The 6,165-nt window shown below is 69.9% G+C and carries 6 protein-coding genes and 1 pseudogene; 5 read left to right on the top strand and 2 right to left on the bottom strand.

What is annotated here, in order from left to right; translation table 11 throughout:
- From ABDV68_RS17920 to ABDV68_RS17930, 3 genes and pseudogenes are all read left to right on the top strand, one after another.
- A pseudogene (locus ABDV68_RS17920) lies at nucleotides 1-187 on the top strand (amidohydrolase); the annotation flags it as partial.
- A gap of 78 nt (nucleotides 188-265) precedes the next feature.
- Nucleotides 266-1,030, top strand: coding sequence for a tryptophan 2,3-dioxygenase family protein (locus ABDV68_RS17925; RefSeq protein WP_343521462.1), 765 nt, complete (start codon nucleotides 266-268; stop codon nucleotides 1,028-1,030).
- 138 nt (nucleotides 1,031-1,168) lie between these two features.
- Entirely contained in the window at nucleotides 1,169-2,308 is a 1,140-nt protein-coding gene (locus ABDV68_RS17930; protein WP_343521463.1) for an aminotransferase class V-fold PLP-dependent enzyme, read from the top strand.
- 121 nt (nucleotides 2,309-2,429) lie between these two features.
- On the opposite strand, the gene ABDV68_RS17935 is transcribed toward ABDV68_RS17930, so the two are convergent.
- A complete protein-coding gene (locus ABDV68_RS17935; RefSeq protein WP_343521464.1) occupies nucleotides 2,430-2,858 on the bottom strand; it encodes a CoA-binding protein in 429 nt (142 codons plus the stop codon).
- Nucleotides 2,859-2,862: 4 nt separating this feature from the next.
- Nucleotides 2,863-3,825, bottom strand: coding sequence for a P-loop NTPase (locus ABDV68_RS17940; protein WP_343521465.1), 963 nt, complete (start codon nucleotides 3,823-3,825; stop codon nucleotides 2,863-2,865).
- Between the two features lie 70 nt (nucleotides 3,826-3,895).
- Between ABDV68_RS17940 and ABDV68_RS17945 the strand changes: the two genes are divergently transcribed.
- Both ABDV68_RS17945 and ABDV68_RS17950 read left to right on the top strand, forming a co-directional pair.
- A complete protein-coding gene (locus ABDV68_RS17945; protein WP_343521466.1) occupies nucleotides 3,896-5,044 on the top strand; it encodes a protease modulator HflK in 1,149 nt (382 codons plus the stop codon).
- Nucleotides 5,041-5,904 carry a protease modulator HflC gene (locus ABDV68_RS17950; protein ID WP_343521467.1) on the top strand — a complete coding sequence of 288 codons (864 nt, stop codon included), beginning with the start codon at nucleotides 5,041-5,043 and terminating at the stop codon, nucleotides 5,902-5,904. Before ABDV68_RS17945 ends, ABDV68_RS17950 begins: the two co-directional genes overlap by 4 nt.
- Nucleotides 5,905-6,165: the final 261 nt, after the last annotated feature.

Here is a 6,165-nt window from a genome sequence, read left to right on the forward strand (position 1 = left end):
GGTCGGCACGATCGCCGTGGGCGCCCGCGCCGACCTGATCCTCACCCGCGCCAACCCGCTCGACGACCTCGCCACGCTCCGCCAGCCGGCCGGGGTGATGACTCACGGCGTCTGGCGCGACCGCGCCGAGCTCGACGCGCTGCTCGCCCCGATCGCCGATCGCTTCGCCGCCGCCTCCGCGCGCTGAGCGGCGCTTCCCTCGACACCGCCACCGCTCTAGGAACGGTTGCATGCGATACCATCCCCCGTTCCAGCGGAGCCCGGCATGAGCGACGGCATGACCTATGGGCGCTATCTCGCGCTCGACCAGCTGCTCACCGCGCAGCATCCGATCTCTGACGAGCATGACGAGCTGCTGTTCATCGTCATCCACCAGACCAAGGAGCTGTGGCTCAAGCAGGCGATCGCCGAGCTCGAGGTGGCGATCGATCTCGTCCGCGGCGACCGGCTGGTCGAGGCGTATAAGGGCCTCGCCCGGGTCAGCCGCATCCAGGCGGTGATGACCTTGTCGTGGGAAGTGCTCACCACGATGACGCCGAGCGACTATACCCGCTTCCGCGGCGTGCTCGGCAGCAGCAGCGGCTTCCAGTCGGACCAGTTCCGCGCGGTCGAGACATTGCTCGGCCTGCGCGGCGGCGGCGTGCCGGGGCCGCTCACCACGGGTTTCGCCGCACGGCCGAGCCTGTGGGACGAGGCCAATGCCGCGCTCGCCCGCGCCGGCTTCGATCTCCCCGATGCCGTCTTCGACCGCGACTGGGCCAAACCCTACCAGCCCAGTGCCGAGGTCGAGGCCGCCTGGGCGCGAGTCTATCGCGACCCCGCCCGCTGGTGGGAGCTCTACCAGCTCGCCGAGAAGCTGGTCGATATCGACGACGCGCTCGCCACCTGGCGGCACAAGCATGTCCTCACCGTCAGCCGCGTGATCGGCATGAAGCCCGGCACCGGCGGCACCCCCGGCGTGCCCTATCTGGAATCGACCTTGTCGAAGCGCGCCTTCCCCGAGCTCTGGACCCTGCGGACGCTGCTGTAGGATGTCGAGCCATCCCCCCATTCGTCATCCCCGCGCAGGCGGGGATCCATTGACGCTGGTGTCGAGGCTCGATCCGACATGCCGACCGGAATGGATTCCCGCCTGCGCGGGAATGACGGGTCCGGAGATCGACGCGCGATGACCTACAAGCACCTCTTCCAGCGCGCCCTCGCCGCGGCGCCCGATCGGCTGCACTTCGCCGCGCACAGCCACCATCTGTGGCCCGACGCGTCGTGGCTCGGACAGCAGGCGGCGTGGGAGGACGGCGTGCGCCTCGCCGACCATAAATGGGGCCGGGTGATGGGCGAGATCCTCCCCGCCGCGCAGCGTCATGTCGCCGACGAGCTGCGCCTGCCCGATCCTTCCTCGATCGTCTTCGCCGGCAATACCCACGACCTCCTTCTGCGCATCGTCTCCGCGCGCAGCGAGCACCCCGTCCGCATCCTCACCAGCGACGGCGAGTTCCACAGCTTCCGCCGCCAGTCGCAGCGCTGGCTCGAATCGGGCCGCGTCACGCTCGACGTCATCCCCAACGGCGAGGGCTTCGCCGGCCGTTTCCTCGCGGCCGCCCGCACCGGCGGCCACGACCTGGTCTTCGTCAGCCAGGTCATGTTCGAGACCGGCGCGGTGTTCGCGCCGATCGCCGACCTCGCCGACCTCGCCCGCCCCGGCGGCCCCTGGGTCGTGATCGACGGCTATCACGGCTTCATGGCCATCGAGAACGACCTGTCGGGGGTCGCCGACCGCATCTTCTACCTCGCCGGGGGCTACAAATACGCCATGGCCGGCGAAGGCGCCGCCTTCCTCCACTGCCCGCCTGGCTTCGGCCCGCGCCCCGAGATCACCGGCTGGTATGCCGAGTTCGCCGATCTGGAGAAGGCGCCCGGCCGCATCGGCTATGCCGCCGACGCGATGCGCTTCATGGGCTCGACCTTCGACCCCAGCGGCCTCTACCGCTTCGTCGCGGTGCGCGACATGCTTGCCGCCGAGGGCATCACCACCGCCACGGTCAACGCGCACATCGCACCGCTGCGCGACCAGCTCCTCGCCGGCATCGCCGCGACCCCGCTCTCCGCCGCGCAGCTCCTCAACCCCGGCGGCGACCCCCACGCTCGCTTCCTCGCCCTCCGCTCGCCGCATGCACCCGCCTGGAAAACCGCGCTCGAGGCGCAGGACATCGTCACCGACGTCCGCGGCGACGTGCTGCGCATCGGCTTCGGCCTCTATCACGACCAACGCGACGTCCGCCGCCTGCTCGCGGCGTTAGGCGACATCTGATCCAATCCTCCCCGCCAGGGGGAGGTGGCGCCGAAGGCGTCGGAGGGGGAGGAAACGAAGGTCCCTCCGCCCCTCCGTCAGCTACGCTGACACCTCCCCTGGCGGGGGAGGATTGCTCGTCCTACCCGACCCGCGCCACGCCCAGCCGCGGGATCTCGATCGCGGGACAGCGGTCCATCACCACTTGCAGCCCCGCCGCCTCGGCGCGCTCGGCGGCTTCGTGGTTGACGATCTGGAGCTGCATCCACACTGCCTTGGCGCCCACCGCGATCGCCTCGTCCACCGCCTCGCCGGCGGCCAGCGGGCGGCGGAAGATGTCGACGATGTCGATCGGCTCGCCGATATCGGCCAGCGCGCCGAACACATATTCGCCATGGACATGCTCGCCGACGATCTGCGGGTTGACCGGGATCACGCGATAGCCACGCCCCTGCAGGAAGTTCATCACCCCATAGCTCGGCCGGTCGGGGCGGTCGCTCGCCCCGACCATCGCGATCGTCCGCGCGCCTTCGAGCAGCGCCTTGATGTCCTCGTCACGGGTCAGCGGCATGGTCTCAGCCTCCGTTTGCGGTGATCCAGTCGTGCACCCGGCTGGCTATCCCGGTGAACGCCGCTGCCTCCGGCCCGTTCCCCGCGGCGGGCGGCGCGCCCGCATCCGAAGCGGTGCGAATCGCGATGTCGAGCGGGATGCGCCCGAGGAACGGCACGCCGAGCTTCGCCGCCGCCGCTTCCGCCCCGCCCTGCCCGAACGGGTCCGACACCTCGCCGCAATTCGGACAGGCATAGCCCGCCATGTTCTCGATCAGCCCGATCACCGGCACGCCCGCCTTGGCGAACAGGTCGATCGCCCGCGTCGCGTCGATCAGCGCCAGGTCCTGGGGGGTGGAGACGATCACCGCCCCCGCCGGCCGGTGCTTCTGGATCATCGTCAGCTGCACGTCGCCCGTGCCCGGCGGCAGGTCGATCACCAGCGTGTCCGCCGCGCCCCAATGCGCATCGACCAACTGCCCCAGCGCCCCCGCCGTCATCGGCCCGCGCCACGCGATCGCCTGCCCCTCGGCCACCAGCCCGCCCATCGACAGCAGCGGCACGCCATAGGGCGTGGCGAGCGGCACCAGCTTCTTGTCGTGCGCCTCGGGCTTCTTCCCCTCGATCCCCATGATCTTGGGTTGCGAGGGGCCATAGATGTCGGCATCGACCAGCCCGACGCGCCGCCCCAGCCGCGCCAGCCCGATGGCGAGACTGGCCGCGACGGTCGACTTGCCCACCCCGCCCTTGCCGCTCGCCACCGCGATCAGCTTGCGGCTCACGCGCTGGCTGGTGCGCGCGATCCGCACCTCGCCGATCCCCGGCAGCGCCGCCGCGGCGCGGATATCGGCCTCCAATGCGTCCTGCGCACCTTCGGGGAGCCCGGTCACGTCGAGGATGATGCTCGCCCGCGCGCCCTCCACCCTGACGGTGGCGCGCCCCGCGGCGACGGGGGCGAGGACGGCTTCGAGCGCGGCTTTGTCGGTCATGGGGCGCAGATAGGACAGGTTTCGCGCCGCGCCACTGTAAATCCGCGGATCGCCCCCTATAAAGGCTCCCATGAACTTGAGCGGTTGGATCGCACGCGCTGGCGTGCTGTGGAACGAGAACAAGGGTCCCCAAAGTCCGTGGGGCGGCGGCAAGGGCGGCAATGACGGCGGCGACGCCGGCAAGGGCGGCGGCAATGGCGACAGCGGCGGCCCGCGCAACCCTTGGGCGTTCCCGCCCGAGGGCAAGCGCCCCGGCCGCGCCAGCGTCACCAGCCTCGACGATTTCCTGAAGCGCGCCCGCAAGGGCGGCGGCGGGGGCGGCGGCGGCGGTTTTCCGGCTGGCGTTCCCGGCAAGCCGGTGATCCTCGCCGGCCTCGCGATTCTCGCCCTGCTATGGATCGCCTTCACCAGCTTCCACGTCATCGCGCCCGAGCAGCGCGGGGTGGTCGCGCTGTTCGGCAAATATTCGCGCACGCTCGATCCCGGCATCGGCATCACGCTGCCCGCCCCGATCCAGAGCGTGAAGAAGATCGACGTCCAGGCGATCCGCACCGAGGACTTCCCGGCGACCACCGGCGAGAATCTGATGCTGACTCAGGATCAGAACATCGTCGATCTCGCCTATTCGGTGCGCTGGGACATCCAGAATCCCGAGGATTTCGTGTTCCAGATCGCCAATCCCGGGCAGACCGTGCGCGCCACCGCCGAGAGCGCGATGCGCGCCGCCGTCGCCGGGGTGACGCTCAACGAGGCGATCGGCCCGGGCCGCACGGTGATCGAGGCGCGCGTGCAGCAGGCGACTCAGGCGATCCTCGACGAATACAACTCGGGCATCCGCATCCAGGGCGTGGCGATTCGCAACGCCTCGGCCCCGGGCGCGGTGGACGAAGCGTTCAAGCAGGTCACCGCCGCGCAGCAGGAGGCCGAGGGCGCCCGCAACCAGGCGCGCGCCTATGCCCAGCAGATCATCGCGCTGGCGCAGGGCGAAGCCGCCCAGTTCGACAAGATCTACGAGCAGTACAAGCTCGCTCCCGAGGTGACTCGCCGCCGCCTCTACTACGAGACGATGGAGTCGGTCCTGGCCAAGTCGAACAAGACGATCGTCGAGGCGCAGGGCGTGACCCCCTATCTGCCGCTTCCCACGCCGCGCGGGGGGACGGTGCAGCCCCAGGTCCAGCAACAGGCCCAGCAGGGCCAGCAGCCGGGAGGCGCCCAATGAGCGGCATCTTCACGCGCCCCGTCCTGTTCGGCGGCCTCGCGCTCCTCGCCTTGTTCCTGCTGCTCAACACGATCAGCATCGTGCCCGAGACCAAGCAGGCGGTGATCCTGCAGCTCGAGCAGCCGGTGCGCACGATCAACCAGTATCAGAAGGGCGAGCAGTTCGGCGTCACCACCGGCGCCGGGCTCATCGCCAAGGTGCCGTTCATCCAGCGCATCGTGTGGGTCGACAAGCGCGTGCTCGACATCGACCTCGAGAACCAGCCGGTGCTGTCGACCGACCAGCTGCGGCTCGAGGTCGACGCCTTCGCGCGCTTCCGCGTGGTCGATCCGCTGCGCATGGTGGTCACCGCCGGCACCGAGACCCGGGTCGCCGACCAGCTGCGCCCGCTGTTCGGCTCGGCGTTGCGGGCTGAGCTCGGCAAGCGCCCCTTCGCCTCGCTGCTCAGCCCCGAGCGGACCGCGGTGATGGACAATATCCAGGCCGGCCTGCAGCGCTACGCCAGCCAGTATGGCGTGCAGATCGTCGACGTGCGCATCAAGCATGCCGACCTGCCCGACGGCAGTCCGCTCGAATCGGCGCTCGCGCGGATGCGCACCGCACGCGAGCAGGAAGCGACGACGATTCGCGCCAACGGCCAGAAGGACGCGCAGATCATCCGCGCCGAGGCCGACGCGCGCGCCGCGCAGATCTATGCCGCGAGCTTCAACAAGGACGCGCAATTCTACGATTTCTGGCGCGCGATGCAGTCCTACCGCACCACCTTCATCGGCGATCCGCGGCAGAAGCAGGGCGAGACCTCGATCATCCTGTCGCCCGACAACGACTATCTGCGCGAGTTCCGCGGACGGGGCCGCTGACTTGACCGGACGTCCAGCGGTGAGGCCCTCCCCGATCCTCCCCCGCCAGGGGGAGGTGGCGCGCGAAGCGCGACGGAGGGGGAGGAAGCAAGCCGCCGGCGTTCTGGCACCCGCCCCCTCCGTCAGCTGCGCTGGCACCTCCCCCTGGCGGGGGAGGATTGAGATGCCTCACAATCGTCAATCCGCGACCAACCACGGACCCCCACGCCTTTCGGTTCGTTCATATTCAATCGCCGTTCAGCTATTCTAGGCGAGTGATAC

Source organism: Sphingomonas sp., from assembly GCF_039595165.1.
GTDB lineage: Bacteria > Pseudomonadota > Alphaproteobacteria > Sphingomonadales > Sphingomonadaceae > Sphingomonas.

What these genes read in the sequence shown, in the direction of transcription:
- ABDV68_RS17925 (WP_343521462.1), top strand. Translation starts at nt 266, where the DNA reads ATGAGCGACGGCATGACCTATGGGCGCTATCTCGCGCTCGACCAGCTG.
- ABDV68_RS17930 (WP_343521463.1), top strand. Translation starts at nt 1,169, where the DNA reads ATGACCTACAAGCACCTCTTCCAGCGCGCCCTCGCCGCGGCGCCCGAT.
- ABDV68_RS17935 (WP_343521464.1), bottom strand. Translation starts at nt 2,858, where the DNA reads ATGCCGCTGACCCGTGACGAGGACATCAAGGCGCTGCTCGAAGGCGCG.
- ABDV68_RS17940 (WP_343521465.1), bottom strand. Translation starts at nt 3,825, where the DNA reads ATGACCGACAAAGCCGCGCTCGAAGCCGTCCTCGCCCCCGTCGCCGCG.
- ABDV68_RS17945 (WP_343521466.1), top strand. Translation starts at nt 3,896, where the DNA reads ATGAACTTGAGCGGTTGGATCGCACGCGCTGGCGTGCTGTGGAACGAG.
- ABDV68_RS17950 (WP_343521467.1), top strand. Translation starts at nt 5,041, where the DNA reads ATGAGCGGCATCTTCACGCGCCCCGTCCTGTTCGGCGGCCTCGCGCTC.